Raw genomic sequence first — 24,179 nt, 5'->3', positions numbered from 1 at the left:
AATAATTTGAATTTTATTAATTAAAGTACTTTTGCCTCGTTTTTCAGCAATTTCACCAATTCTCCAACTTGGTCTTTATCTACCAATTTGACAGAACCTTTTGCCGGCGGCAATTCATACTTTTTAGCTTCTGCCTGCGTATCATGAGATACCGGTTCCACCACATTCAATGGTTTGGTACGGGCAGACATGATTCCTCTCATATTTGGAATTTTCCATTCAGCGATCGGCTCCTGACAGCCTGCAATCAAAGGAAGTGGAGCTTCCAAATACTCTTTTCCGCCTTCGATTTCACGAGCCATTTTCACTGTATTTCCTTCCACATCCAGTTTCATCACCGGAGAGAAGGAAGGCATATTTAAAAGCTCACCCACCATTCCGTGCACCATTCCACCATTGAAATCAATGGATTCACGGCCCATGAGGATTAGGTCATATCCGCCTTCTTTGGCATAGTGAGCGATTTGTTGAGCTACAAAATAGGAGTCCTTAGGAAAAGAATTTACCCGAATGGCATCATCAGCACCGATGGCCAGGGCTTTTCTCAAAGTAGGATCGGATTCCGCTTCTCCTACATTCAAAACAGTCAGCTTTCCTCCCGTTTGGTCCCGAAGTTCCACAGCTCTCGCCAGTGCGTAGTCGTCATAGGGACCGATGATGAATTGCACACCAGCGGTATCAAACTTGGTATTGTCGGCAGTAAACTGAATCTTGGAAGTCGTATCCGGTACGTGGGTGATACAAACAAGAATCTTCATTGGTTTAGAGTTAGATTATTTTAGATTTATTTTGCGTGAAAATAACAGGCAAAGGCTAATTAAAAAAACAATTCATGAGCAATTTGGCCCGGATTGAGGCGCTGAGAAAATTTATTCTTGAAGAAGCAGAAAACCCCTTCAACTACTACGCATTGGCCTTGGAGATTCAGCATAATGAGCCTGAAGAGGCCAGGAATCTTTTTTTATTCCTTCGGGAAAACCATGAAGAGTATCTGCCAATGTATTTTCCTGCCGCCCATTTTTTTTGGGAAAATGAGGACTTAAGCTTGGCTAAGGACTTTTTTGAAAAAGGGATAGCCCTTGCAAAAAACCAAAATAATGGCAAAGCTCGGCAAGAATTGAGCAATGCCTATCAAAACTTCATTTTCGAAACAGAGGATTAATTTCAGGGCTTCAGGATAATTTTTCCCAGTTGCTTTCCGGCTTTCATGCGATCAAAAGCATCCAAAGCTTGACCCAAGGGAAATACTTGGTCCACAGTAGGATGAAGTTGATGCGATTCCACCAAGTCAATCATGGATCGGAAATCCTCATCCGAACCCATGGTAGAACCCATGATTTTCAGCTGATTCCAAAATATCCTTCTGGCTTCCAATTTCCCAGGATTGCCTGCTGTGGCTCCATAGAAAACGATTCTTGCCCCAGGTTTGCAGGCCTGAATCAGATCATTTATCCCATCACCTGCAGCTCCATCAATAATCAGGTCAAATCCTCCTGTGAGCTCCAAGGCTTTTGCTACCCAATCTTTATCCTGATAGTTAAATCCACCCCGATAGCCCAATTCCTTTGCTTTTTGAAGTTTTTCCGCTTGGCTGCTTGTGACAAAAACATTTGCTCCTATGGCATGGGCAAACTGCGCAGCAAATTGTGCTACCCCCCCACCAATTCCTGTGATCAGAACTTGCTCTCCTTCTTTTACTTGGCCTTGGTAAACCAATGCCCGATAAGCTGTAAGTCCCGCCAAAGGAAGTGCCGCAGCTTCTTCCAAAGAAAGATGGCTTGGTTTGGGAACCAATCGATCTACGGGTACTGCGACATATTCCGCAAAAGTCCCGTTGCGGGGCATGCCCAAAATCTCAAACTGCCTGCTTTGGGCTTTTTGATCATCGCCCCAAAAAAAAGCCGGATTGATAATTACAGCCTGATTGAGCCATTTTGAATCTTGTTCAGAGCCCACTGCCTCAACCACACCTGCTCCGTCTGAACCCAAAATAATTCCATTTTTCAAATTGGGATAAAGGCCTTTACGGCTCCATTCATCCCGGTGATTGAGTGCAGACCCGTGAATGCGCACCAATGCCTCCCCTTCCCCAACTGAAGGCTTGGGAAGATCAACCACCTGAATTTTATCCTGAGAATCCTGATTGAGAACTACTGCTTTCATAAATTAAAAATCAACTGAACCTCCGTCACCCTGAAGCAAATCGTCGTTGGCTTTGCTCGGCAATTTCATCATGCTGCCAGTATCAAAACTGGCTGCCCCGGAAGCTCCGGATGTGAATTTCTGATAGGAAGCTTCAATAGGCTGATTGGGCTGGAAATTGGCCCCGAAGTCCAAATCGGTAAACTTGGTATAGCGGCCGATAAAGCGAAGTTTGACCGTATCCAGAGAACCGTTTCTGTGCTTGGCGATAATAACCTCGCCGACACCAGCAGTGGAGTTATTGTCTTCGTCTTGGGTGATTCCGTAGTATTCAGGACGATAAAGGAACATCACCATGTCGGCATCCTGCTCGATAGCACCGGATTCCCTGAGGTCGGATAGCTGAGGACGCTTATCTCCTCCCCGAGTCTCCACCGCACGGGAAAGCTGAGAAAGTGCGATCACAGGAATGCTCAATTCCTTGGCGATTTTCTTCAGCGCACGGGAAATACTCGCAATTTCCTGTTCCCTGTTTCCTCCAGGTCCACCACTTTTCGAATCCCCCGACATCAGCTGAAGGTAATCAATCACGATCATCTGAATATCGTGCTGTGCTTTCAATTTTCGTGCTTTGGCTCTCAACTCAAGAATGGAAAGTGCCGGTGTATCATCCACAAACAAGGGGGCTTTGGAAAGCTTGGCTGTTTTGTGAACCAACTGAGCCCATTCATGGTCAGCCAAAGAGCCTTTTTTGATTTTTTCTGAATCCAATTCCGCCTCAGAAGAAATCAATCGGTTGACCAACTGAACCGCGGACATTTCCAGTGAGAATATCGCCACAGGTCGTGTGTGGTCTACAGCTGCATTTCGAAGCACCGAAAGAACGAAGGCAGTTTTACCCATCGCAGGTCGGGCAGCGATGATGACCAAGTCGGACTTTTGCCAACCTGAGGTGACCCGGTCCAAGGCTGTAAAACCCGAAGGAACCCCTGTAAGACCGTCTTTTTGATTTTTTCTTTCCTCCAACTCCGCTATGGCATCCCGCATGATGGACCGCATATCGGAGTAGTTTTTACGGATATTTTTCTCCGAAATCTCGAAAAGAGACTGCTCCATCTTATCCAGTAGCTCAAATACGTCAGTGGTATCCTCAAAGGCATCCTTTTGCACCTCAGAAGAAATCCTGATCAAATCCCGCTTGATCGCCTGTTCGGTGATGATTCGGGCATGATACTCTATGTTGGAGGCAGAAGCTACTCGGGAAGTAAGTTCAGCTATGTAAAAAGCCCCTCCTGCTACTTCCAAAGCCCCATTTTTCCGGAGTTGGGAAGTGACGGTAAGCATATCAATGGGCTGACTTTCAGTAAACAAGTCGAGGATAGCCTGAAAAATAACTTTGTGAGATTCCTTGTAGAAACTCTCCACTTTTAGGATATCGATGACATTGGTCAAAGCATCTTTTTCCAGCATCAAAGCCCCAAGGACAGCTTCCTCCAAGTCTACTGCTTGAGGAGGGACTTTTCCCAGAAAGTTAGTCGGGTTTTCGTAAGTGGGTTTTTTACGGGTGATTCTTGGTTGGTTGGTATTCTCGGTCATAAAACAAATGTATCAGCAAATGTGCAGGAGTTTTGAACAACTTTTCCAAAACTTATCAACAGCAAGTAGCAAAAATCAAGCCTGCGATGGAAGGGGATTTTTGTAATACACCCCATTTCTATAGCCTCTAAACATGGAGCAGAGCACTGCCCATCCAAAGTGCCATAACATCTCAGAAACGGGGATTTCCATGATTTTATAGCCTAAAATGGGTTCATCGTTTAGCATCCCGTAGGTATCCCAAAAATGAGGGTAAAGAATACCAAACGTGATGTAATAGATCACGATGACAATGGCTAAGGTCGAAACCCCTGAAATCAAAGAAAGCCCAATCAAATCCGGCCTCTGAATCCAAATGTAAATGGCCAAGCCCATGAAAGTGAGGAAAGTGACGTAACCTGAATGGATTTTGAAAACCATACTGAAAATCGTCAAACTGGCACATCCGATCAGCCATAAAAAGAAAAAGTCCCTGTTCTTAGCCCCCGTCTGCTTTTCGTAATCGATCTCTCTTTTGGTAAATGCCGAATGAATATACCCACCTACTCCAAACATGGCAAAACCGATAATGAAGTCTTCGATTCCCGGCCATCCCGTCTTCCAAACCATTGGAGGTCGCCAATAGTCATGAAAGTACCAAACCTCAGCAATAATGCCCATTATTCCTCCGACTACACCTACTTTGATCATGCCTTTTTTCCAGGGACTTTTGGCAAATACCACCAACCAAGCCAGAAGATAAAGCAAGGAGAGAGTCAGATAGGCATATTTATCGTCAAACATGGGCTTAAAAAAGATTTGGGCGAAAATAGGCAAAAGCCTAGGTCACAAAAAATCTATTCCTTCTAAAATTAGGTTTTTATCGGGTCGGGAGTTTTATAAGTTTGGATTCTGAATCTCAATTGATTTTTCCCAACTATGAAACACTACCATTTCATCGCCATCGGAGGTGCTGTGATGCACAACTTAGCTCTGGCTTTAGTAGAAAAAGGCTACTCCGTCACCGGCAGCGATGATGAAATCTATGAGCCTTCCCGAACCAGGCTTAGGTTGGCAGGTATACTTCCCTCTGAGATGGGTTGGTTTCCGGAAAAAATCCATTCGGAATTGGATGGAGTCATCTTGGGGATGCATGCCCGAATAGATAATCCGGAGCTCATTCGTGCGCAGGAATTGGGGATTCCCATCTATTCCTTTCCGGAATTCATCTTCAATCAAAGCCAAAGCAAAAAGCGAGTGGTCATTGCAGGATCTCATGGTAAGACTACTATTACTTCCATGATTCTTCATGTCCTGAAAGATCAGGGAGTGGATTTTGATTACCTAGTCGGCGCTCAAATCGATGGGTTTGATTTGATGGTAAGGCTTTCGGATGCTCCAGTGATCGTGATCGAAGGAGACGAATACCTCACCTCTCCCATTGACCGTACTCCCAAATTTTTCCACTATCACCATGACGTGGTCTTGGTCAGCGGCATTGCTTGGGATCATTTCAATGTTTTTCCTGATTTTGAAGAATATAAAGCCCAGTTTGCCAAAATTATGGAAATGACTCCCAAGCATGGGAAATTGATCTATTGCGCTTCGGATCTTTTGGTCAAGGAAGCGGCTGAGAAGGCATTAACTCAAGGTCAAAAAATCCCCTATCATGCTCATCCTGCTCAAATAATTGAAGGAAAAACCTACCTGCTCGCAGAAAAAGGTCCGGTGGAACTGGAAATCTTTGGAGAGCATAATCTTCAAAATCTTCAAGGGGCACTTCATATCTGTCAGGACTTGGGAATCTCAGCTGAGCAGTTTTACAGTTCTATTCAGACCTTCAAAGGTGCAGCTAAAAGACAGGAAATTTTAGCCAAAAATGACTCCGGGATCCTCTTCAGGGATTTCGCCCATGCTCCGTCAAAACTGAAAGCCACAGTAAATGCAGTCAAAAATCAGTTTTCCAATAGACGCTTGGTGGCTGTTCAGGAACTCCATACCTATTCCTCCCTGAATAAAGCCTTTTTGCCCAATTATGCCCATTCTATGGATCAGGCAGATGTAGCGATCGTTTATTTGAATCCGCATGCGGTTGCTTTGAAAAAGCTTGAATTGATGGATGAAAAAACTCTTCGGGAAGGATTTAAGCGTGCCGATATTCAAGTTTTTACCGAAAGTCAAGCATTAAAAGACTACCTTTTGGGCCTGAATTACCAAAACACCAATCTGCTTTTGATGAGTTCTGGGAATTATGACAACTTGGACTTAGAACCATTGAAAGCCAAATTCAAGTAAAATGAAATTGAACCTTAGAAACCCTATTGCATTTTTTGACCTAGAAGCCACCGGAACCAATGTGGGAACGGACCGGATTGTAGAAATCTCAATCGTCAAGCTTTTTCCGGATGAAGGAAGGGAAATCTACACCCGAAAAGTAAATCCGGGCATCCCGATTCCTTTGGAAGCTTCCCTTATTCACGGGATTTACGACAAGGACGTGAAAAACGAACCCTTTTTTAAGGACATAGCCAAGGATATCCATCAGTTTATCGGAAAAGCGGATTTGGGCGGGTTCAATGTGCTGAAGTACGATATCCCTCTGCTAGTGGAAGAGTTCTTAAGGTCGGGGATTGATTTTGATCTGGAAAACCGGAATCTACTCGATGCCCAAAAGATCTTTTTCCTGATGGAAAAAAGAAATCTCACCGCAGCTTACAAATTCTACTGCAACCGAACCTTGGAGAATGCTCATAGTGCTGAGGCTGATACTCTAGCCACATTGGATGTTTTCCAAGCGCAAGTGGAACGCTATCAGGGAGAGGAGATTGAAGACCTTCAAGGAAACCGGGTTGGAGTTTTTCAAAACGACATGAAGAAAATCCACGAAATGGTCAATGAGAAAATGGTGGACTTGGCGGGTCGGTTTGTTTTCAATTCCCAAGGTCAGGAAATCTTCAATTTTGGTAAGCACAAAGGCAAAACTGTAGAACAAGCCCTCAAAGAAGAACCTTCCTACTACGACTGGATGATGAAGGGTGATTTTCCTTTGGACACCAAGCGCAAACTGACACAGATTAAGCTGAGGGGCTTTGGTGGAATGTGAGTTTCAGTAGGCAGTTTGGAGTGGGCAGTAAGCTGGAGGAAGGACTTGCAGTTAAAAGTGAGAAGTTTTAAGTCAGAAAGCTGAAACTAAAAGCCATTTTATCTGTGGGAATCTGTGACATCTGTGAGACAGCTTTTAAGTCAGAAGGTTGAAATCTGAAACTGGATTTAACTATTAACCCTTAATCTTTAACCTAATTTTGCTCAGACTAAAACCTGACTACTAACTACTGCCTACTGCCTACTGTCTACTGCCTACTGTCTACTGCCTACTGCCATCTGTAAACTGCCTACTGACCACTGCCTACTTATTGTAGTACTCGAGCGCCTTCGGCATTTTGGAATTGAGCTGCTCAATTCTTCGGTCGGGGCCCGGGTGAGTAGAAAGGAATTCCGGTGGGGCTTCTCCTCCTACAGCTGCCATTCTTTCCCAAAAAAGTGGGGCCTGTCTTGGGTCATATCCTGCCATAGCCATAAAAATTAACCCTAATTCATCGGCCTCCAGTTCATGTTTCCTGGAAAAGCTCAACATTCCCAATTGAGAACCCATCCCGATCGATTGCAAAAAAATCTGTTCGGTTAAGGTAGGGTTTTGTCCCATGGCCACTGAAATGGCTGAAATTCCAAGGTTAGCTAACATTCCGTTGGACATTCTTTCTCTGGAATGAGAAGCCACAGCATGAGCTACTTCGTGGCCCATAACTACCGCAATGCCCGTTTCATCCTGGCAAATCGGCATAATCCCCGTGTAGAATGCCACTTTTCCCCCTGGCATACACCAGGCGTTGACCTGCTCGCTTTCCAATAGATTAAATTCCCAATTGAAAGTGGCCACCAAATCCTGATATCCTTCTTGAAGCAAAAAGTCTTCAACAGCCTTCGATATACGCTTTCCTACATTGACTACTTGCTGTCCTTGGGGAGTTTGAGTCAAAACCTTCGATTCTTTCTTGATTTTGGAATATTCCTCATTGACAAGAGGCATAATCTCCTCATTGGACACGGCAGCCAACTGCATCCTTCCCGTCAAAGGAACTTTGGCACAGGCATACACCATCAATCCGAGTGTCAGTATTGCTATCGTCTTTTTCATAATCCTTTTGTTTTTTCAGTTTTATTCAAATCGGGTACCAAACCAAAAATGAAAGCTATTTTTTATTCGATATAATACCAAAACAGAGCTTACACATTCTCTCAGGGAAAGGAGAATAATCCTTTTTGAAAATCAGAAAGAGCAGTAACCATCATGTAGGCTGATTCAAATTTCAAACAAAACCAGTTAACGAAGGCTAATTTTCCCTTCTAAATTTCTATTTTTCAAAAAAAGAAAAAGATGGAAACCCAAATCACAGCTACTTCCCTTTCTCCTGAAGCCGAGGATTACCGAAAGAAAATGCTCAACCCGGCAGTATTTCGAATGGCTATGCTTTCGAAGTTGCCTTCTGCCGTTTTTTGGGGTTTTAAAATGCTTTCCTTAGACCGAGAAAAGTGTAATGTTTCTATCCCATTTCGCTGGAGTACGCAGAATCCTTTCAAGTCCATCTATTTTGCTGCCTTGGCCGGTGCAGCAGAATTGAGTACCGGGGCGCTTTGCCAATTGGCTTTGGCCGGAAGGGGAAGTTTTAGCATGCTGGTAGTGGATTTTCGCGCAGAATATTTCAAAAAAGCCAACACCAAAATCTCCTTTTCCTGCGATCAGGGGGCTGAATTGTTTGAACTTATCGAAGGACTCAACCCCGGTGATACAGCCCAATTGACTATGATTTCCACTGGAAAAAATACATCAGATGAAATCGTAGCCAAGTTTTACGTGACTTGGTCTTTTAAGCGAAAAAGCTAATCCTCCAAATAGGTTTCCAATCGGATAAATTCAGAAAGTTGGGCCAAAACCCGCTGACTGGACCAGTCCAAGAATTGGTGAGCGCGGTGAAATTCATTAAATCGAATAATCATTTCGTCCCAGGACTTCCGATCCATCTGGTATTTTTCCATCAGACTTCTGCGAATCGAATCTGAATCAATCACAGCCAAATATCCTGCCCTCCTTCGTTCTGTATCCAGCTTTTCCTCATATTTCCTGAGCTGTCTGTTTCTTCTTGTGAAATAGCTGATAGGCCCATAAATCGAAAAATTGGGATAAAGCGAAGACTTGTCAGAAGCAGTGGTGGCTTGCCTGCTCAGCGGTTTTTCTCCCTCAGGCTCATCTTTTACCAAAACCAAACGCCCGTCTTGGAAGCGATAGCGAAAAAGCTCAGACCGAACCTCAAAGGTTGGAAGAAGCCTTGCCTGATCCTGAATTTCGATCAAAAGTATCCGCTCCAATCCCAATACCAGTCTTTTTGCCACAAATCCGGGAAAGTTGATTTTCAAAGTATCCCCCGCATTGGCCTTAAGGCTAAAATGTCCCCGTTCATTGGTAATAACAGGCTCCCTATTTCCCACTCGGACCTCTACCCCTTTCATGTATTTTTTGTCTATCGCGTCGATCACATTTCCGGAATAGGTCACCTGTCCGAAAACCCAGCCGGAAATCAACCAAGCAATACATAAAAGGGATAGCCGCTTCATTCTAAACAAAGCTACTTGGATGAGGCATTTTCAAAAAATTATTGCGGTTAAAGAAACTTAATCGGTAGAATCAACCGACTTAAGCATATCTGTCCCCAAAAACTCAGGCTTCTCTGTTCGATACCAGGTTCGATTCTTGGGAATCTTCATTCCCGAAAAATCATATTCTCCCTCCAGATAAATGATTTCTCCCTTTCCTTGAGGCTCATCTTGGTAAAACTTATAGGCCTCCATTCGGTAATTTTCGGGATTGAGGTAGAAGTACCAAATATCCTTCTCATAGGGCACCCGGACCACTTGGTAGGTTTTTCCCTGAAGGATTTCTTCCCGTACAGAATCCTCGATTACCGTCCCTGGATCCATCAGTTTCATGGGCAAGCCCCACAAAAAGGTGTAGTAATTCCGAAGTCGGAGTGCTCTTTCTTTGTCCACTTCACCCTTCTGGACATGCAGCGAATCCCCGATTACTTCAAATTCCAAATCTTTGAATCGGTAAATAAATTGGGACTTGGAATTATCCAGGCTAAAAGTGTAAGAGCGGGAATCTCTTCCGGGAGGCAAACTGTCTTCCACCAAAAATCCGGCTCGCAAAGAATTCCACTTTCCGTTTGGATCATGATATCGAATGGATGCCTCTATCCATTCTTTACCTGTAGTGGGGAAAGAAACCGGGAAAGAACAGGAGGTAAGCAGAGCAAAAACAGCCAAATAAGTCAATAACCGCATCTCTTTTTTCTTGACAATCTACTTAATTTCGGCGGATGAAATCAACCATGACCCTAAGAGATACTCAGAGGGATGATTATAACGCAAGCGAAGATTCCATGTGGCCATTAAAAAACTAATTATAAACACATGAAATTCAATCTCACCCGGATAGCTCCAACCCCGAGCGGATATTTACACCTAGGCAATGCCTTTTCATTTTTACTCACCAAGGCTTTGGCAGAGAGGCATGGAGCTCAAATTCTACTTCGGATTGATGATTTGGATCGGGAGCGGTATCGTCCGGAGTATGTGAAGGATATTTTTGACACTTTGGATTTTCTCGAAATCCCCATTCACATGGGTCCAAAAAATCTCCAAGAATTCGAGTCCGAGTGGTCCCAAATCCATCGAATGGATATATATGCAGAGGCCTTGGAAAAAATCAGAACTTCCGGAAAAGTATTTGCCTGTGACTTTTCCCGAAAGAAAATCCAGCAGATGAGCCCTCAGGGCTATTATTTGGGGCAGTGCCTTGACAGGAGAATTCCTTTGGACCGAAAAGAAACGGCTTGGCGTATCGATACCCTGGATTCAGATTTTATTGAGTTTAAAGAATATCCTGATCGGAAAATTTCAGGATTGATTCCGGAGGATGCAGCATTTTATATGATCCGAAAGAAGGACGGTATTCCCTCTTATCATCTCAGCAGTCTGGTTGATGACTTGCACTTCGGAGTGGACTTGGTGGTAAGAGGAAAGGATTTGCTTTCTTCCACTTTTGCCCAATTGGATTTAGCAAGACTTTTGGGTGATTCCTCTTTTTCAACAACCACTTTTCATCATCATGACCTGCTAAACGGGCCAGATAAGAAGAAACTGAGCAAATCGGCCGATTCGACCTCCCTACAATTCCTCCGGAAAGAAGGAAAAACCTTGCAGGATATTTTCCTGCTCTTAGGCCAATGGGCAGGAAAAAAAGAGCCCATCCACTCTTTTGAGGAATTCTCCTCCGCTTTTCTCCCCCAATAAAAAACTCCGAAACCTAGAACTGATTGAACTAGGTTTCGGAGTTGAAATTTTTAAATCTAAGAGTCTTACTCGTATTTGGCCGGCTGACCCGGTGCCACGGATGATTTGAGGATAAACTGCCGAATATCTTCATTCGATCTTTCCAAATCCTCTGCTCTCAGATACATCATGTGACCGGAGCGATAGCCCTTGAAATCAATCCTATCCTTCATTTTTCCATTGGGATCGATATGCCAGGTGCTGTATTTGGCATTGAAGTAGTCCGTGCCTCCATCAAAATATCCAGACTGCACCATCAAATGCAGATAAGGATTCTGTCGCATGGCTGTACCTAAGTCATAGCCGGTGGTTTCGTTACTTCTGTCCCAAGGATTGACCGGTCCGAAGAGATTGTATGTCAAGTCGGTATTGAACTTCAATACGTTTTTAGCATAGTGATTAAAAGCCGGAGCAAAAGCATGATTCCAGCTCGTCAGTGCAGGATCGAAGTCGTATCGCTCTCCTCCTTCCATTCGGTCAAAACCCTTATATCGACTATCCAATCGCCCGATCGTCATCCCGTCTCTTTCTCTGAGCAATTCTTTCCAGAAGAAACTGGTGGGAACCATCAGATTGTACTGCAAGATGGCTTCCTTTTTAAGACCTGAATAATAAGCCATTTTGGTAGCAATGGCCTCCCGCTCAGATTCTGAAAGCATTCCCCCCTTGGTCATGGCTGGAAGAATTTCATTGACAGCCATAGGCTCCACGATGGCAAGGATTTCATCCAGATCTTTAGCCTGAAGCTCCGCAGGAAGCGCCTTGTGATACCAAGCCGTAGCAGCGTAATAAGGCCAGTAATTAGCCATTTTCACCGGACCACCCCGATCGATTCCCATATCAGTAGGAGACACTAAAATGACCCCGTTGAAATACATCCAATGGGAATTCTGAAGTCGGGAAACCAAACCGGCGACGCGGGTAGTTCCGTAGCTCTCTCCAATCAGGTACTTGGGAGAAGTCCATCGGTTTTGTCGGGTAACAAAGGTATTGACCCAGTCAGCCAAGTATTGGATATCAGAGTTGATCCCGAAAAAGGTACCTCTAGGCGTATCCTCTTTCACAATTCGGCTGTAGCCTGTATTGACCGGATCCACATAGACAATATCAGCCACATCCAAAATAGAATGCGGATTGGCTTTGGTTCCATAAGGCTGGATTGGATAGCCTTCATCGTCAATATTTAACACAACCGGGCCGGTGTAGGCCAAATGCATCCAAATGGACGCAGAACCCGGACCTCCATTGAAACTGATTACCAGAGGTCTTTTGGTTTTATCAGTCACATCTGTCCGCTCGTAATAGGTGTAGAAAAGAGAGGCAATGGGATCCCCGTTGGCATCCCAAACAGGCTGGGTGCCGGCAGTCGCTTTGTATGGAACTCTCTTGCCTTTGATGGTGACTTCAGAAGTGGTTTCTACTTTGGATTCCACCTCGATTTTGCGCTCTGTCTGTGAAAAGGCCAAATTCACACACCAAAGCAGCAAGAAGCTAAGGTAAATTTTTCTCATAGATAGATCAGGTTAAATACGATAGTAAATAACAGGTTTTGATCGTCTTTGAGGAGGAAAATTACAGGAGTGGAAAAGTACAGTTTTTACTTATTGGTGCTATATCCAACCAATTTTGCAATAACTACTGCGGGATAAAGTATCCCTATGGTGGACAGAAAGACAGCCAACATTTTAGACATGATATTCACCGGGGTAAAGTCACCAAAGCCCACTGTGGTCAAGGAAACCAAACTGAAATAAACATAGGTAGAAAAGTCCTCATCCAATCCGATTAAAATATTTCTATCTGACAAATCAGATACTCCACTGATAGAGGATCCCAAAATCAAATGGATTACCTCAAATCCAAATGCTCCCAGAATCGCCAATAGTAGATAGACATTGATCGCACCAATCACCCTGTAGAGGTTCACTTCATTGTTTCTAAACAACAAGCGCAGATTGACATAGATGAAAACCCCCATATTCATCAAACCCACAATCCTCTCCCATAAGTAGAATTCCACAGGCAGGTCGCTAAAGCGCAGTATTCTTAAGCCCAACTGAAGAATAAACAAGGTGGTGGTGAGAAAAATCAAATAAGGATTGCTCGAAGACCAAATACCCGTAAAAAACAGGAAAATGAATACCAAATTGACGAATAGGAGGCTTACATGCCCATATTCTATCAATACAGGAAGGATAAAAACTGTAAAAACCAAGGCAACCAAAAGAGTAACAAAGCTGAAGTCATTCAACCAATAATCGCTGAGATGCTTCATGATTCTACGCACTCCCACTCTTTTTTTTGTCGTCTGTTCCATAGTTTAGAATGTAAGATCTCCCTCCCAGACTTTGACTGCTTTGCCCCGGATCAGAACCCGGTCATCGTGCTTTTCCAAATATAGCTCTCCCCCTCTTTTACTTGCTTGAAAGGCTTTGAGCTGGGTTTTGCCTGTCTTTTGGTTCCAGTAGTCCATCAAAGCACAATGAGCAAATCCGGTGACAGGGTCCTCAGGCACTCCGACATTGGGACCGAAAAACCTACTGACGATATCATATCCCTGATCTCCTTCAGCCGTGATGATAAATCCCTCCTCACTATTCGCAGCTATTTTTCCAAAATCCGGCTCCAAGTCTCGCACGGCTTTAGCATCCTCCAATTCAAAAATCCAGTTTTTGCGCAGTTGGGCCGCGTGGAGAATCTTTTTTCCGAAAATCTCGTCCGGAAACGAAGGATGCGAATCCGTAAAAGTAGGAATAAGCGGAAAATCCATCTGGAGAAACCCTGCTTCACTTTTTACTCTCAGTTCCCCGCTTTTGGTAGCGAAATGCATCTGTTCTCCTTCTTTTGCCCATCCGGAAAGCAGCATCCAATGGGAAGATGCCAGAGTCGCATGACCACAGAGATCAATTTCCAACGTCGGAGTAAACCATCGAAGGGAGAAGTATCCCGGCTCTGTGGTTTTCTCCACAAATGCAGTTTCACTTAGGTTCATTTCCATGGCGATTGCCTGCATGGTTTCTTTGGGAAGTGACTCTTCCAAAAGGCAAACTGCTGCCGGATTCCCTGAAAATGGGGTATCCGTAAAAGCGTCAATCACTGCAATTTTCAGCGTAGTCATGGTTCAATAGCGTTCTTTAAAGATCCGAAGATGATGTTCCAAGTGACCGGGAATGATCCAAAGTAAGGCCCTTGGAGAAATAGGATTGCCATTGGCAGAACCCACCCAATCCAAAACCTCCTCAGACAAGGTGGGGATAAAGCTCAATAAAGCTTGTCTTTGCATCTCAAAATCGCGGATCAAATCAGAAAATGAAACTGAGGCAAATCTCCCTTCTACTACATATTGATCCTGATCAAAGCCGGGAAGCATTTGCTTTTCACCCCGTGCGATGCACAAGGCACGGAAAAGCATAATCCGCTCAGTATCTATAATATGTCCCAAAACCTCCTTTGGTGTCCACTTGCCCTCGGCATAGCCTCTGTCTTCCCATCCATCGGGTTTTGTAGAGAAGTAGGATTTTAGCTCCTCCAATTGTTTTTGAATCAGCTCGGAGTAGTTTTCCTGTGAAAGCTTGGAAATGTAGGTTTCAAAAAAAACCGGATAATCTCCTTTGTTTGGCAATGAGAAGGTATTCATGTAAAACTGTTTAGCGAATCGGGTGCTATCGGATAAATTTAGGCCTAAGCTAAAAACAACCTTACGATGCGCAAAATTTTATTCACCCTCCTTTTGGGATTCCTTTCCCAAATCTCATTTTCCCAACAAGCCATCATCAGAAATCCCCAAATCGCCGAAATGGTGGGAGAAGTCTCTGCTGATTCTCTTAAAAAATACATCTATGAATTAACCTCGTTCAACTCCAGGCATACCCTGAATACCAATACTGAAAATGGAATGCCTGCAGCTCAACGCTATGTCCTGAGCAAGTTTCAAGAATGGGCCAAAGCATCAAACGGGCGAATGAGTGCTGAAATCGAGGAATTTATCACTCCGGGAGACGGTCGCAGGATAAAAGAAGACGCCAAAGTGGCCAATGTGGTAGCTACACTGAAAGGTACAAATCCGGATGACAATCGGGTTTTTATTGTTTCCGCACATCTGGATTCCAGAAACCGGGACGTGATGGATGCCGAGGGAGCTGCTCCGGGTGCCAATGATGACGGAAGCGGCGTAGCCTTGGTGATGGAATTGGCCCGAATCATGGCAAAAACGGAATTTTCGGCTACCATCCTTTTCGTCGCTTTCACAGGAGAAGAGCAAGGGCTCAAAGGCGCTACTTACCTTGCTGACAAAGCTAAAGAGCAGGGTTGGAATATCGAAGCAGTATTGAACAATGACATTGTGGGAAATAGCGAATCCTCAGGAACCCTGATCAAAAACAACACCCAGATGCGCGTGTTTTCCGAAACCATTCCTCTGGCAGAGGATGAAAGAGCTGCTTCTATCCGTCGCTATACCAATGCGGACAACGACAGTAAATCCCGACAACTGGCCCGATATATCAAAGAAGTTGGTGAGCGATATGTGGATCAGATGGAAGTCAAACTGATTTACAGAAGCGATCGGTTTCTGAGAGGTGGCGACCAAACTCCATTTATGAGAAATGGATACACTGCCGTGCGAATGTCCGAGATGAACGAAAACTTCATCCATCAGCACGAAAACGTCCGAGTTGAAGACGGTATTCAATATGGAGACCTCCCTGAATTCATGGACTTTGAGTATTTGAGAAAAGTCTCTGCGGTGAATTTGGCTTCTGCCGCTTCTTTGGCCAATTCGGCATATATGCCTCAGGATGTTCAGATTGATGTACGAGGCTTGAGCAATCATTCTATTTTGCTTTGGAAAGCTCCCCAAACCGGAAAGGTAAAGGGATATTACGTCCTCATGCGAGAGACTTCCTCCTCTATGTGGGAAAAGAAGTTTTTCACTACTGAAACCAACCTAACCCTACCCTACAGCAAGGATAATTATTTCTTTGCCGTACAGTCTGTAGCCGAGGATGGCGAGGAAAGTTTACCGGTATTTCCTTCCCCCTTGACCCGATAAGCTTACTTAAACCAGTTCTAAATTTGGAAGAATATCGGACCTTGGGAAACCCAAGTACCCCGATAAATAGTTAAGTTTAGGTATTAAATACAGTCAAAATGAAACAGAAAGAAATAGTAACGCTTCAGCGTTCTTTGCTCCCCGATACAGAGGCCTTACTCAACAAGCAAATTGAAATGGAAGGCAAGTCCTCTGCCTATTACTTATCCATGGCTTCATGGTGTCACATGATGGGTTATGAAAATGCAGCCAAGTATCTCTACACCCATGCGGACGAGGAAAGGATGCACATGATGAAAATCTTCCAGTATGTGAACGAGGCCGGAGGTCATGCTATCCAACCAGAAATCACAGGGGTAAGACACCACTTCAATTCCCTTAGAGAGGTATTCGAGTTGATTTTGGAGCATGAAATCAAAGTCACGAAGTCTATCAACAACATCGTGGACCATGCCTTTGGAGTGAAGGATTTTGCCACGTTCAGCTTTATGCAGTGGTATGTCACCGAGCAGCGAGAGGAAGAAACCATGTCAAGACGAGCCTTGGAGCTATTTGACATCATCGGCGAGGAAGGTATTGGACTCTGGACTATCGATCAGGAACTCGGAAAGCTACATGCAGCGAGCGAAGGACCTAGTGCATAATTTCAGTCCCCATTAAATTCCAATCGGCTCATACTCCATGAGCCGATTTTTTTTTAACAAGCTATCAAGAATTCACTTTTGTCAGGCCTATCTCAAAAAAATTACCATCCAATTTGAAATCGTTCCAATATATTTCAGGAAACTTTCTGAATAGAAAAGTTCAAAATAATCTAGCTTAAGTCAAATAATAAAAATTCTTTTATCAAAATAATATTTTAATAATAAATATTATCCCAAATTTAAATTTTTTAAAAAATCTATTTTTCAGTATTTTTTTTAATTTCCATTGACTTTTGAACTTTTTATAGAATAGACCCAAGCTATGACCAATCCGACTACGAACCTTCAATCCAGGTTTTTTCAGGAACTGAAATCCATCATCCCACCCTACTCTTCACTTGTCGACGAAATCGCAGAATTGCTTCAGGTGAGTATGGACAGCGCCTATCGCCGAATCCGGGGAGAAAAACTGCTTGACTTTGAGGAACTGAATATCATTTGCCAGCGATTCAATATTTCGGTGGATCGTTTCTTCAGTGCTTCTTCCAATGCAATCCTTTTCCATGGTACACTGAATAACTATGACGAAAATGCCTTTGGAAGATGGATGGAAGATGTCTTGGCCCAGCTCAATCTGGTGAATAGCTTCAGCAACAAACACGTCTATTTTCTGGTCAAGGACATGCCACCTTTTCATCATTACTACCATCCTTTGTTGGCGGGTTTCAAGTTCTTCTTTTGGAAAAAGTCTATTCTTTACTACGAAAGCCTGAAAAACGAAAAGTTCTCTGCTTCCAAAAACTACTTTGCCCCCTATCAAGACCTGACCCAAAAAATTCTTAGAGTGTATAACAAAGTTCCTACCTCAGAAATATGGAACGAAGAAGGACTCAATACCACATTGAGGCAAATAGAGGTTTACCACGAAATGGGACTCATTGATCAAGCCGAAACTACTTTGCAACTCTACCAGTGCGTATTAGAAGTTATTGACCATCTTGAAAAAATGGCTGAAACCGGGAGAAAGTCCATGCTGGGACATGCACCCACTGAGGACAGTGCAGAATATCGCCTCTATCTGAATGAAATAGTACTGGGAGACAACACCTTTATGGCTGAAATCGGAGATAACAAAATCACCTACCTCAATCACAGTGTGCTGTATTTTGTGGGTTCTACCGATCAGCGATTCAACGAGGGGATGTTTAAAAATCTGGAAAACCTGATGAAAAAATCCACACTGATAAGTGGCACAGGAGAGAAAGAAAGGAAGCAATTTTTCAACAAACTTCGCAAAAAAGTCCAGGCAAAAGCCGCTTTGGTTCAATCAGAAGTCTAACTTAGAGGAAAATTAAAGTCAAAGAATTATTTGCCAAGTACCCTTTCCGATGAATAAAAGCCTCCTTTTACCTCTATTTTCTTCACTTTTGATTTTTTCCTGTTCCAAGCCTGAAAGTCAGGTTTCTTCGGAAGAATCTACTTCTTCCGTGAGTTTCTCCCAACCCGAACCGCCTCAAAAAGAACAGGGAATGGCTTGGATTCCGGGCGGTGAATTCATCATGGGAACCAATGAAGCAGATGCCTATCCTGCTGAAAAGCCGGCTGTAAATGTCAAGGTGGATGGATTCTGGATGGATGTGCATGAAGTAACCAATGAGGAATTTGCCAAATTCACCGAAGAAACCGGATACCTGACAGTAGCTGAGAGGCCTATTGACTGGGAAGAATTAAAAAAACAGCTTCCTCCCGGCACTCCAAAAATTCCAGATGAGCAACTTCAGCCAGGATCTATGGTATTCTCCCCTCCACCTTATCCTGTACCGCTGAATGACATCTCAAGATGGTGGGTATGGGTGACCGGTGCCAACTGGAGACATCCCAATGGGCCAGGAAGTTCCATCGAAGGGATGGAAAAACACCCTGTGGTTCACATTGCCTTTGAGGATGCAGAAGCTTACGCCAAATGGGCTGGAAAAAGACTTCCTACCGAATTTGAGTGGGAATTTGCGGCCCGTGGTGGAGTAAATGGAAAGCGATTTGCCTGGGGTGACGAACTGACCCCTTCAGGTCAATACCTCGCCAATACCTTTCAGGGTACTTTTCCAAATGAAAATCTGGGGACCGATGGATTCATGGGTACCAGTCCGGTTCAGGCTTTTGCACCCAATCCCTTTGGACTTTACGACATGATCGGCAATGTCTGGGAACTGACTTCTGACTGGTACGATGCCTTGAAATATGCCCGGATAGCAGGACAAGCACCAAAGCTTGATGAAGGCATGAACCCCTGTTACAATCCTGACAATCCCTTTGCTCAGGAAAGGGTCATCAAAGGTGGTTCTTTCCTTTGTGCTGCCAATTACTGCGTCAATTACAGACCATCGGCAAGACAAGGTCAAGCCTACGATTCCGGCACTTCCAATGTTGGCTTCCGTTTGGTCAAAGATGCACCCGGCAAAACCCTGGGGATGAAATAAGGATAATTCTTAAATCCCGGTAATTTCCCTGAATTTCACACTTTGTCTCTGGCTGAGATCAATTTTATGTCCTGATTTCAGTACAATAAGCAAGGTACTGTTGAAATAGGGCTCTATTTGTGTGACAAAATCCAAGTTGAACATGTATTGTCTGTTGGCCCGAAAAAATAGGTCTTCGGGAAGCTTTTGCTCCAGATAAGTGAGTGATTTATGAAGGAGTGGTTTTTGGTCTTCGTAAAAAACCCGCACGTAGTTCCCTACACTTTCCATCAGAAAAATCTTGGATACAGGCACAAAATGGCAAGACTCTCCGTCTTTGATAAATATCTTTTTATCCGGACTCAGCCTGTCGTTTACTTCAGCTTCTTCCTTTTTGCTTTTTTGCAAAAAGCGTTGAATCGCATCTTTTAATCGATTGGGATTTAGCGGCTTAAGCAGGTAGTCTAAAGCATTTACTTCAAATGCCTTGATGGCAAACTGATCATAAGCGGTCACAAAGATGACTTCCTTCACCTCGTCCAAGGCTTCCAGAAATTCAAACCCGTTTTTGCCCGGCATATTGATATCCAAAAAGATCAAGTCAGGATGCAGCTCGTTGCACTCCCTAATCGCGCGGTCGACATGGTCAGATGCGCCTACTATTTCCAAATTATCGTAAGGCTTCAAAAGTGTCTTGAGCTCTTCCAAAGCCAAAAGTTCATCATCTACCAAGTAGGCTGTTTTTTTCATTAGATATCTTTTAAAATGGTTTTAACCGATACTGATTTTTGCTTTTACCTTCTTTTCTCCGTAGGGAATAATCTCAAAATCTCCCTTTTCATGGAATAGGGCTTCCAGTCTTTTTTCCAAACTTTTGAGACCTATCCCCAAGCTTCCATTGACATGAAGGACACCGTCATTGATCACCTCGATGACCAGCTTTTTGTCGATCAATTTGGATTCTATACTCACCCGGCCTCCATCCGGCAGGAGAGTGATCCCATGCTTAATGGCATTTTCGGCCAAAGTCAGAACCATCGCGGGGGGCACTTTCATATCCATGGTTTCCTCCTGCATTCTCACCTGCACATCCAGCCTTTTGCCAAAGCGGATTCTCTCCAATTCGAGGTACTTAATCACTTCATTGATTTCCTCATTCAGTGAGATCAAAGGTGCTTTTTCATAATTAAGCGTAAAGCGGAGGAGCTCAGAAAGTTTGATGATGGCATCCCTTGCTTTTTCCTGATCGATCAGCACCAGGGCTTTGATGCTGTTCAGCGCATTGAAGAGAAAGTGTGGGTTTAATTGGGTTTTCAAAAGTTCCAATTCCGTGGATTTGGCCACATTTTGATAAGTGAGCTTCTGCTCTGCGATCTCCGAATTTTTCTTTAGAATGTGGTAGAGGTAGTAAATAATGATCCAGACGATCACATATCTGCTCAGATTCATAAACTGCCCCATAATTCCAATCCAGGTCTGCCTTTGATCAAGCAGAGAAGGATCAGCAATGAGGAAAGGAATGTATATCACCGAAACCAGGAGAAAAGTAATCAGGATCACATCCAGTAAAGCCTTGAACCAAATAGTGGAAAGTCTTCTGTCAAAGACCTTGGGTTTGATAAACACTTTTTTGTAAAAATGAGAAACAAACAATCCGCAAAAGGCTAAAAAGACAAACTGTTGAACAAAATCCCAATTAAACTCGCCAACGATGAAGAAGGTATAATTGACCGTTTCGATAAAGATGATCATACCCCAGCCGGAGATTTGCAGGAGCCAGTAAAGCCTGTTCTTAGCTATGTCTTTAATCCAAGGCATGAATTCGAATCTTTTATTTTATTGGGGTGACGGTATATCCCTGCTTTCTAAGCAAAGCGATCACTCCATTTTCACCTCCGAGATGCCCTCCTCCTACTGCCACAAAAACAGATTGGTTGGCCATCTCTTTTTCCATAATCGGAATCCAAGCTTTGTTTCGGCTGTCCAGGATCAAATCTCTGTATTCCTCCATAAATCCGTCATTATTCATCGCTTCAAACAAAGCTTCCATATCTTCACTCTGATAGGCTTTGATCAGTTTCTCAAATTCATCATCGGCGCTTTCCTCCTTGATCATCTTGACCAATTCATCCAACTGTGTCTTTTGTGGAATCTGATCAAATACTCCCATCTGAAAAGCCACTGTCTCCAATCCGATCAAGGGTTTGGAAGTCTCTTGAGCTCGGTTGGTCAGGTAGTTTTCATAGCTTTCGATTTGCTCGCAGGGAAGGCTTTTGAGCAAAACCATGGAGCTAAGAACAAACGGCTTCAAGATTCCCAATTGCTGTAATCCGGCTCCGTATTTTTCCAAAAGAAAAGCATCAATCACTCCCGCATCCTCTTCGCTCAGGTCTTGGCTGATATTTTTCATTTGGGGATTGATGGACATCTGCTGCATCTGTGCCTGAAGCTGAGGGTCATCCATATCCAGTTCGAGAATAATCTGATCACTTTGGTCAAAGGCTTCCTGAATACGCTCGTCCATCACAAACTGATCCGCGCAGATAATATGGATCGTTCCAAAAAGGTAGGAATCCTGAGCTAATCCATTCCCGCTGATTTTCCAAAGCAGGGAGCTTTCCTGAGCGACAAGTTGAGCCTTTAAACCCAACAAAAGTAGGAATACGAAGAAAAACCTGAGTTTCATTTTGGTGTTCATGGTTGATAAAATTGGTTTGTGATCGAAAGATGAGTGAATCTAAAAAATATCCCTGCTTTCCAATCCATCAATGCAGGTTAGACGGGATAAATGAAGAAGAATTATTTTACGCACCTCTGCTCAAAAAAGGTATAAGCCAAAAATAACCGGAAAGACCGCTTTAAACCCATTTTGAGTCGATCTTACTTAAAAAAAGCTAACTTCCAATACTTAACCTTCAAACCCATTAACCATGAACAAACGTCGGGAATTCCTCCAAAAAACAGCCTTGGGAGCAGCCGCCCTTGTAACAGCCCCTGCTTGGCTCCAAGGTGCTCCTGCCTTGATCAAATCACTGAACAAGCCCAATTCTGTCATCAACGGAGTCCAAATCGGATGCATCACCTACTCCTTCCGATCCCTACCGGACCAAAGTGCCGAAGCCACTCTTCAATACGTAGTGGATTCTGGAATATCATCCATTGAACTCATGGGAGACCCGGCAGAGTCTTTTGCCGGCAAACCCGCATCCCCTATCAATAGAAGCCGGATGTTTCAGTTGGGAGGAAAGCAAAGACGCGGAGAAACCCTTACAGATGATGAGGCCAAGGAACTGAAAGAAATGCAAGCGGAAGCCGAATCCTACGCCCAAACTGTCGCCCAATGGAGAGCTAATGCACCCATGGAGAAGTTTGAACAAATCCGCAAAATGTACAAGGACGCCGGAGTGAGCATCTATGCCTTCAAGCCCAATGCATTTGGTGCGAACAATTCAGATATGGAAGTAGCCTATGGCATGAAGGCCGCCAAAGCCCTTGGAGCATCCCATGTGACCTTAGAGCACCCTTCAGACGATGCACAGACTCTTCGCCTTGGAAAGCTCGGAGAGCAACACGGTATGGCAGTTGGCTACCATGGTCACGAGCAGGAGACTTTTACCTTTTGGGATACAGCAATTGCCCAAAGTCCCAAAAACGGCCTGAATCTGGATGCCGGACATTATATCGCAGCAGGCCATAGCGATTTGATTCCCTTGATCGAAAAGCAGCATAAACGCATTCTCAGCATGCACACCAAGGACAGACAAACTCCTGCCAATGGGAAGGGAAACTTGGCTTGGGGCACAGGAGATACTCCTATCGGTGATATCCTTCAGCTCATGAGAAAGAATAAATACAAGTTTCCTGCGACTATCGAACTGGAATATCAGGTTCCTGAAGGTTCAGATGCAATCAAAGAAGTGCAGAAGTGTCTGGAGTTTTGCAGAAAAGCTTTGGGCTAAAATTCATTTCATCCCATTCAAGCTGCCTTATCCAAGGCAGCTTTTTTAATGCCCTTTGGGTAATTTTTCTCCTGCCAAAACAGAAACATCCAAGCGATTAACCTTGGGAGGAATTGGGCAAGTGGCGAAGGGCGTAAAAGCACAAGGAGGATTATAGGCAAAATTGAAATCAATCACAGTATTGCCACTGCGGTCCGGGTAGTCTACATAGAGGTACCTTCCAGTAGGATAGGTATTCTTTTCATTGGTCCAATCTGAAAAAATCACAAAAAACTTCCCCAATTCATCCAATACAGTCAGTTGCCGGGACTTTCCCTCCAGCTCAAACTCCAATATTCCCATCACCTTCCATTCGATTACCTGTCCCAAAACATTGGGAATTTCCATGGTCTGATTGAAAGTAGGTCGAAAAAAAGCACTTACCCTAAATGCTGAATCGTAGTCAAAAACAGGAATGGGTTCAAATCGACTCAAAGCAGGATGAGTCAAGTCCCTTAATCGTAGGGCAAAATTCCCTCCACGCTCGATCACAGACCACTTCCAGTGATCGAAATAGGCTCCACCACCTTTTCCATACTCCAGGGGATAGACCAAGGTCTTTTGAGATTTTGGCTTTGGAGAAGCTTTAGGATTGAAAAAGAACCAAACGGAGTCCCCTACCCATTGAAAGGTTCCGATGTTTTTGGAAGATGGTTCATCCGCAACCACCAAGCTATCCTTGCTCCATTCGTTCAAATAGGACTTCTTTTCATCGATCCAGATCAACCCGGCAAGATTCAGCCAGCCGTCTTCGGCCAAAAGCTCCCTTTCCCTCTCCTTTTTCCAAGCTTCATGGGCAGGATTCTGGGCAAAAACCAAAGAAGAACAAAACACAAACAGGGAGGCTAGCAGCAGTTTTTTCATGAGT

Annotated in this window: 25 protein-coding genes; 10 read left to right on the top strand and 15 right to left on the bottom strand. The window is 44.0% G+C overall.

Annotated elements, in window-relative coordinates; all coding sequences use genetic code 11:
- Nucleotides 1-20: 20 nt before the first annotated feature.
- On the bottom strand, nucleotides 21-758 hold the full coding sequence (locus tag AAA938_RS18475) for an electron transfer flavoprotein subunit beta/FixA family protein (protein WP_338230250.1): 738 nt from the start codon (nucleotides 756-758) through the stop codon (nucleotides 21-23).
- A gap of 74 nt (nucleotides 759-832) precedes the next feature.
- Between AAA938_RS18475 and AAA938_RS18470 the strand changes: the two genes are divergently transcribed.
- Complete coding sequence (locus AAA938_RS18470) at nucleotides 833-1,162, top strand: tetratricopeptide repeat protein (protein WP_338230249.1); 330 nt, start codon at nucleotides 833-835, stop codon at nucleotides 1,160-1,162.
- Between the two features lie 2 nt (nucleotides 1,163-1,164).
- Here AAA938_RS18470 and AAA938_RS18465 read toward each other — a convergent pair whose 3' ends face one another.
- From AAA938_RS18465 to AAA938_RS18455, 3 genes are all read right to left on the bottom strand, one after another.
- Entirely contained in the window at nucleotides 1,165-2,163 is a 999-nt protein-coding gene (locus tag AAA938_RS18465) for a zinc-binding dehydrogenase (RefSeq protein ID WP_338230248.1), read from the bottom strand.
- A gap of 3 nt (nucleotides 2,164-2,166) precedes the next feature.
- Complete coding sequence (gene dnaB / locus AAA938_RS18460; RefSeq protein WP_338230247.1) at nucleotides 2,167-3,738, bottom strand: replicative DNA helicase; 1,572 nt, start codon at nucleotides 3,736-3,738, stop codon at nucleotides 2,167-2,169.
- Nucleotides 3,739-3,813: 75 nt separating this feature from the next.
- Nucleotides 3,814-4,521 (bottom strand): lycopene cyclase domain-containing protein, encoded by a 708-nt coding sequence (locus tag AAA938_RS18455; RefSeq protein WP_338230246.1) that lies wholly within the window; start codon nucleotides 4,519-4,521, stop codon nucleotides 3,814-3,816.
- 135 nt (nucleotides 4,522-4,656) lie between these two features.
- Between AAA938_RS18455 and AAA938_RS18450 the strand changes: the two genes are divergently transcribed.
- Together AAA938_RS18450 and AAA938_RS18445 are read left to right on the top strand one after the other, a co-directional pair.
- Entirely contained in the window at nucleotides 4,657-6,012 is a 1,356-nt protein-coding gene (locus tag AAA938_RS18450; protein WP_338230245.1) for a UDP-N-acetylmuramate--L-alanine ligase, read from the top strand.
- Between the two features lies 1 nt (nucleotide 6,013).
- Nucleotides 6,014-6,820 carry an exonuclease domain-containing protein gene (locus AAA938_RS18445; protein ID WP_338230244.1) on the top strand — a complete coding sequence of 269 codons (807 nt, stop codon included), beginning with the start codon at nucleotides 6,014-6,016 and terminating at the stop codon, nucleotides 6,818-6,820.
- A gap of 303 nt (nucleotides 6,821-7,123) precedes the next feature.
- Here AAA938_RS18445 and AAA938_RS18440 read toward each other — a convergent pair whose 3' ends face one another.
- Entirely contained in the window at nucleotides 7,124-7,912 is a 789-nt protein-coding gene (locus AAA938_RS18440; RefSeq protein ID WP_338230243.1) for a M48 family metallopeptidase, read from the bottom strand.
- A gap of 240 nt (nucleotides 7,913-8,152) precedes the next feature.
- Between AAA938_RS18440 and AAA938_RS18435 the strand changes: the two genes are divergently transcribed.
- Nucleotides 8,153-8,659 (top strand): DUF4442 domain-containing protein, encoded by a 507-nt coding sequence (locus tag AAA938_RS18435; protein WP_338230242.1) that lies wholly within the window; start codon nucleotides 8,153-8,155, stop codon nucleotides 8,657-8,659.
- On the opposite strand, the gene AAA938_RS18430 is transcribed toward AAA938_RS18435, so the two are convergent.
- Together AAA938_RS18430 and AAA938_RS18425 are read right to left on the bottom strand one after the other, a co-directional pair.
- Nucleotides 8,656-9,387, bottom strand: coding sequence for a peptidase associated/transthyretin-like domain-containing protein (locus AAA938_RS18430; RefSeq protein WP_338230241.1), 732 nt, complete (start codon nucleotides 9,385-9,387; stop codon nucleotides 8,656-8,658). The two genes, AAA938_RS18435 and AAA938_RS18430, sit on opposite strands and share 4 nt — an antisense overlap.
- A gap of 57 nt (nucleotides 9,388-9,444) precedes the next feature.
- On the bottom strand, nucleotides 9,445-10,113 hold the full coding sequence (locus AAA938_RS18425) for a DUF6503 family protein (RefSeq protein ID WP_338230240.1): 669 nt from the start codon (nucleotides 10,111-10,113) through the stop codon (nucleotides 9,445-9,447).
- A gap of 129 nt (nucleotides 10,114-10,242) precedes the next feature.
- On the opposite strand from AAA938_RS18425, the gene AAA938_RS18420 reads away from it, so the two are divergent.
- Nucleotides 10,243-11,124: a glutamate--tRNA ligase family protein gene (locus AAA938_RS18420; RefSeq protein ID WP_338230239.1), complete on the top strand. Its 882-nt coding sequence runs from the start codon at nucleotides 10,243-10,245 to the stop codon at nucleotides 11,122-11,124.
- Between the two features lie 65 nt (nucleotides 11,125-11,189).
- Here AAA938_RS18420 and AAA938_RS18415 read toward each other — a convergent pair whose 3' ends face one another.
- The 4 genes from AAA938_RS18415 to AAA938_RS18400 all read right to left on the bottom strand — a co-directional run bounded on the left by AAA938_RS18415 (nucleotide 11,190) and on the right by AAA938_RS18400 (nucleotide 14,800).
- The gene (locus AAA938_RS18415) at nucleotides 11,190-12,674 is read right to left on the bottom strand and encodes a S10 family peptidase (protein WP_338230238.1); all 1,485 of its coding nucleotides are present in this window, start codon (nucleotides 12,672-12,674) and stop codon (nucleotides 11,190-11,192) included.
- 86 nt (nucleotides 12,675-12,760) lie between these two features.
- Nucleotides 12,761-13,480: a potassium channel family protein gene (locus AAA938_RS18410; RefSeq protein WP_338230237.1), complete on the bottom strand. Its 720-nt coding sequence runs from the start codon at nucleotides 13,478-13,480 to the stop codon at nucleotides 12,761-12,763.
- 3 nt (nucleotides 13,481-13,483) lie between these two features.
- Entirely contained in the window at nucleotides 13,484-14,281 is a 798-nt protein-coding gene (locus tag AAA938_RS18405; RefSeq protein ID WP_338230236.1) for a PhzF family phenazine biosynthesis protein, read from the bottom strand.
- 3 nt (nucleotides 14,282-14,284) lie between these two features.
- Nucleotides 14,285-14,800, bottom strand: a complete 516-nt coding sequence (locus tag AAA938_RS18400) for a DinB family protein (RefSeq protein ID WP_338230235.1) — start codon at nucleotides 14,798-14,800, stop codon at nucleotides 14,285-14,287.
- Between the two features lie 66 nt (nucleotides 14,801-14,866).
- Between AAA938_RS18400 and AAA938_RS18395 the strand changes: the two genes are divergently transcribed.
- The 4 genes from AAA938_RS18395 to AAA938_RS18380 all read left to right on the top strand — a co-directional run bounded on the left by AAA938_RS18395 (nucleotide 14,867) and on the right by AAA938_RS18380 (nucleotide 19,334).
- Nucleotides 14,867-16,213, top strand: a complete 1,347-nt coding sequence (locus AAA938_RS18395; RefSeq protein ID WP_338230234.1) for a M28 family metallopeptidase — start codon at nucleotides 14,867-14,869, stop codon at nucleotides 16,211-16,213.
- A 98-nt stretch (nucleotides 16,214-16,311) separates the two neighbouring features.
- Entirely contained in the window at nucleotides 16,312-16,857 is a 546-nt protein-coding gene (locus AAA938_RS18390; protein ID WP_338230233.1) for a ferritin, read from the top strand.
- Nucleotides 16,858-17,179: 322 nt separating this feature from the next.
- On the top strand, nucleotides 17,180-18,196 hold the full coding sequence (locus tag AAA938_RS18385; protein WP_338230232.1) for a hypothetical protein: 1,017 nt from the start codon (nucleotides 17,180-17,182) through the stop codon (nucleotides 18,194-18,196).
- Nucleotides 18,197-18,245: 49 nt separating this feature from the next.
- On the top strand, nucleotides 18,246-19,334 hold the full coding sequence (locus AAA938_RS18380; RefSeq protein WP_420915752.1) for a formylglycine-generating enzyme family protein: 1,089 nt from the start codon (nucleotides 18,246-18,248) through the stop codon (nucleotides 19,332-19,334).
- A gap of 9 nt (nucleotides 19,335-19,343) precedes the next feature.
- Here AAA938_RS18380 and AAA938_RS18375 read toward each other — a convergent pair whose 3' ends face one another.
- From AAA938_RS18375 to AAA938_RS18365, 3 genes are read right to left on the bottom strand one after another with little or no spacing between them, the layout of a single operon-like run.
- Complete coding sequence (locus AAA938_RS18375) at nucleotides 19,344-20,063, bottom strand: LytR/AlgR family response regulator transcription factor (RefSeq protein WP_338230231.1); 720 nt, start codon at nucleotides 20,061-20,063, stop codon at nucleotides 19,344-19,346.
- 21 nt (nucleotides 20,064-20,084) lie between these two features.
- Complete coding sequence (locus AAA938_RS18370; protein ID WP_338230230.1) at nucleotides 20,085-21,131, bottom strand: sensor histidine kinase; 1,047 nt, start codon at nucleotides 21,129-21,131, stop codon at nucleotides 20,085-20,087.
- Between the two features lie 13 nt (nucleotides 21,132-21,144).
- Nucleotides 21,145-22,011, bottom strand: coding sequence for a TraB/GumN family protein (locus AAA938_RS18365; protein ID WP_338230229.1), 867 nt, complete (start codon nucleotides 22,009-22,011; stop codon nucleotides 21,145-21,147).
- A gap of 232 nt (nucleotides 22,012-22,243) precedes the next feature.
- On the opposite strand from AAA938_RS18365, the gene AAA938_RS18360 reads away from it, so the two are divergent.
- On the top strand, nucleotides 22,244-23,272 hold the full coding sequence (locus AAA938_RS18360; RefSeq protein ID WP_338230228.1) for a sugar phosphate isomerase/epimerase family protein: 1,029 nt from the start codon (nucleotides 22,244-22,246) through the stop codon (nucleotides 23,270-23,272).
- A gap of 45 nt (nucleotides 23,273-23,317) precedes the next feature.
- On the opposite strand, the gene AAA938_RS18355 is transcribed toward AAA938_RS18360, so the two are convergent.
- Nucleotides 23,318-24,175 (bottom strand): DUF1684 domain-containing protein, encoded by an 858-nt coding sequence (locus tag AAA938_RS18355; protein ID WP_338230227.1) that lies wholly within the window; start codon nucleotides 24,173-24,175, stop codon nucleotides 23,318-23,320.
- Nucleotides 24,176-24,179: the final 4 nt, after the last annotated feature.

Source organism: Algoriphagus taiwanensis, assembly GCF_036245645.1.
Lineage (GTDB): Bacteria > Bacteroidota > Bacteroidia > Cytophagales > Cyclobacteriaceae > Algoriphagus > Algoriphagus taiwanensis.
This window is presented reverse-complemented; position numbering and strand designations above follow the sequence as displayed.

Excerpts from the sequence above, each read along its gene's own strand:
- AAA938_RS18445 (WP_338230244.1), top strand. The coding sequence starts at position 6,014 with ATGAAATTGAACCTTAGAAACCCTATTGCATTTTTTGACCTAGAAGCC.
- AAA938_RS18455 (WP_338230246.1), bottom strand. The coding sequence starts at position 4,521 with ATGTTTGACGATAAATATGCCTATCTGACTCTCTCCTTGCTTTATCTT.
- AAA938_RS18420 (WP_338230239.1), top strand. The coding sequence starts at position 10,243 with ATGAAATTCAATCTCACCCGGATAGCTCCAACCCCGAGCGGATATTTA.
- AAA938_RS18430 (WP_338230241.1), bottom strand. The coding sequence starts at position 9,387 with ATGAAGCGGCTATCCCTTTTATGTATTGCTTGGTTGATTTCCGGCTGG.
- AAA938_RS18390 (WP_338230233.1), top strand. The coding sequence starts at position 16,312 with ATGAAACAGAAAGAAATAGTAACGCTTCAGCGTTCTTTGCTCCCCGAT.
- AAA938_RS18360 (WP_338230228.1), top strand. The coding sequence starts at position 22,244 with ATGAACAAACGTCGGGAATTCCTCCAAAAAACAGCCTTGGGAGCAGCC.
- AAA938_RS18435 (WP_338230242.1), top strand. The coding sequence starts at position 8,153 with ATGGAAACCCAAATCACAGCTACTTCCCTTTCTCCTGAAGCCGAGGAT.
- AAA938_RS18375 (WP_338230231.1), bottom strand. The coding sequence starts at position 20,063 with ATGAAAAAAACAGCCTACTTGGTAGATGATGAACTTTTGGCTTTGGAA.
- AAA938_RS18355 (WP_338230227.1), bottom strand. The coding sequence starts at position 24,175 with ATGAAAAAACTGCTGCTAGCCTCCCTGTTTGTGTTTTGTTCTTCTTTG.
- AAA938_RS18465 (WP_338230248.1), bottom strand. The coding sequence starts at position 2,163 with ATGAAAGCAGTAGTTCTCAATCAGGATTCTCAGGATAAAATTCAGGTG.
- AAA938_RS18405 (WP_338230236.1), bottom strand. The coding sequence starts at position 14,281 with ATGACTACGCTGAAAATTGCAGTGATTGACGCTTTTACGGATACCCCA.
- AAA938_RS18425 (WP_338230240.1), bottom strand. The coding sequence starts at position 10,113 with ATGCGGTTATTGACTTATTTGGCTGTTTTTGCTCTGCTTACCTCCTGT.
- AAA938_RS18395 (WP_338230234.1), top strand. The coding sequence starts at position 14,867 with ATGCGCAAAATTTTATTCACCCTCCTTTTGGGATTCCTTTCCCAAATC.
- AAA938_RS18450 (WP_338230245.1), top strand. The coding sequence starts at position 4,657 with ATGAAACACTACCATTTCATCGCCATCGGAGGTGCTGTGATGCACAAC.
- dnaB (WP_338230247.1), bottom strand. The coding sequence starts at position 3,738 with ATGACCGAGAATACCAACCAACCAAGAATCACCCGTAAAAAACCCACT.
- AAA938_RS18470 (WP_338230249.1), top strand. The coding sequence starts at position 833 with ATGAGCAATTTGGCCCGGATTGAGGCGCTGAGAAAATTTATTCTTGAA.
- AAA938_RS18475 (WP_338230250.1), bottom strand. The coding sequence starts at position 758 with ATGAAGATTCTTGTTTGTATCACCCACGTACCGGATACGACTTCCAAG.
- AAA938_RS18440 (WP_338230243.1), bottom strand. The coding sequence starts at position 7,912 with ATGAAAAAGACGATAGCAATACTGACACTCGGATTGATGGTGTATGCC.
- AAA938_RS18410 (WP_338230237.1), bottom strand. The coding sequence starts at position 13,480 with ATGGAACAGACGACAAAAAAAAGAGTGGGAGTGCGTAGAATCATGAAG.
- AAA938_RS18380 (WP_420915752.1), top strand. The coding sequence starts at position 18,246 with ATGAATAAAAGCCTCCTTTTACCTCTATTTTCTTCACTTTTGATTTTT.
- AAA938_RS18400 (WP_338230235.1), bottom strand. The coding sequence starts at position 14,800 with ATGAATACCTTCTCATTGCCAAACAAAGGAGATTATCCGGTTTTTTTT.
- AAA938_RS18415 (WP_338230238.1), bottom strand. The coding sequence starts at position 12,674 with ATGAGAAAAATTTACCTTAGCTTCTTGCTGCTTTGGTGTGTGAATTTG.
- AAA938_RS18370 (WP_338230230.1), bottom strand. The coding sequence starts at position 21,131 with ATGCCTTGGATTAAAGACATAGCTAAGAACAGGCTTTACTGGCTCCTG.
- AAA938_RS18365 (WP_338230229.1), bottom strand. The coding sequence starts at position 22,011 with ATGAACACCAAAATGAAACTCAGGTTTTTCTTCGTATTCCTACTTTTG.
- AAA938_RS18385 (WP_338230232.1), top strand. The coding sequence starts at position 17,180 with ATGACCAATCCGACTACGAACCTTCAATCCAGGTTTTTTCAGGAACTG.